This window comes from Escherichia sp. WS1265, assembly GCF_046487585.1.
In the GTDB taxonomy this organism is placed as follows: domain Bacteria; phylum Pseudomonadota; class Gammaproteobacteria; order Enterobacterales; family Enterobacteriaceae; genus Escherichia; species Escherichia coli.
In genome coordinates, this window is sequence record NZ_JBJQJE010000085.1 from 1 (window position 1) to 904 (window position 904).

2 protein-coding genes are annotated in these 904 nt (G+C 55.8%); both read left to right on the forward strand.

What is annotated here, in order from left to right; all coding sequences use genetic code 11:
* Nucleotides 1-748: terminase gpA endonuclease subunit (locus ACJHX3_RS24925; RefSeq protein WP_131505448.1), on the forward strand; the 748-nt coding region annotated here is incomplete at its 5' end.
* Nucleotides 745-904 (forward strand): hypothetical protein (locus ACJHX3_RS24930; protein ID WP_001506822.1); only part of this gene is annotated, 160 nt, incomplete at its 3' end. The genes ACJHX3_RS24925 and ACJHX3_RS24930, both read left to right, overlap by 4 nt.

Sequence of the window (904 nt, forward strand, 5' to 3'; positions counted from 1 at the left end):
CGACGGGGAGAGCCAGCGAATTGATCCGGCCAGCTATCCGGAAGACTGGGATGTCCTGCTGACGGATGTTTTTCATAAAAGCTGGCCGCTGGCCTCCGATCCTTCTCAACAAATGCGACTGATGGCAATGGCGGTGGACTCCGGCGGTGAAGACGGGGTCACTGATAATGCCTATAAATTCTGGCGTCGTTGCCGTCGTGATGGCCTTGGTAAACGTATTTACCTGTTTAAGGGCGACAGCATCCGGCGCGCAAAACTGATCACCCGTACATTCCCTGATAACACCGGACGAACGGGCCGACGGGCGCAGGCCGCAGGTGATGTGCCGCTCTGGCTTCTTCAGACGGATGCACTGAAAGACCGGGTGAATAACGCGTTATGGCGTGACTCGCCAGGTCCCGGCTATGTGCATTTCCCTGACTGGCTGGGGAGCTGGTTTTACGACGAACTGACGTATGAAGAGCGGAGCAGTGACGGGAAATGGAGTAAGCCGGGTCGCGGTGCCAACGAAGCTTTTGACCTGATGGTGTATGCCGAGGCTCTGGTCATTCTGCATGGATACGAAAAGATCCGCTGGCCGGATGCACCGGAGTGGGCGAGCCGGGAAACCTGGCTGGAGTGTGTCCCGGACAGTACCGAACCGTCACCCTCACCGGAACCGGTATCCACGCCTGTTAAAAAACAAAAACGGAAGAAAACAGTAACTGACGATGTTAACCCCTGGCTGACTTCCGGAGGATGGTTATGAACCAGAATGATATCGAAGCCATGATTCAGCGTTATACGGAAGCTGAAATGGCGGTGCTGGACGGAAAATCCGTCACCTTTAATGGTCAGCAGATGACCATGGAAAACTTATCTGAGATCCGGCAGGGACGGCAGGAGTGGGAGCGCCGCCTTGCGG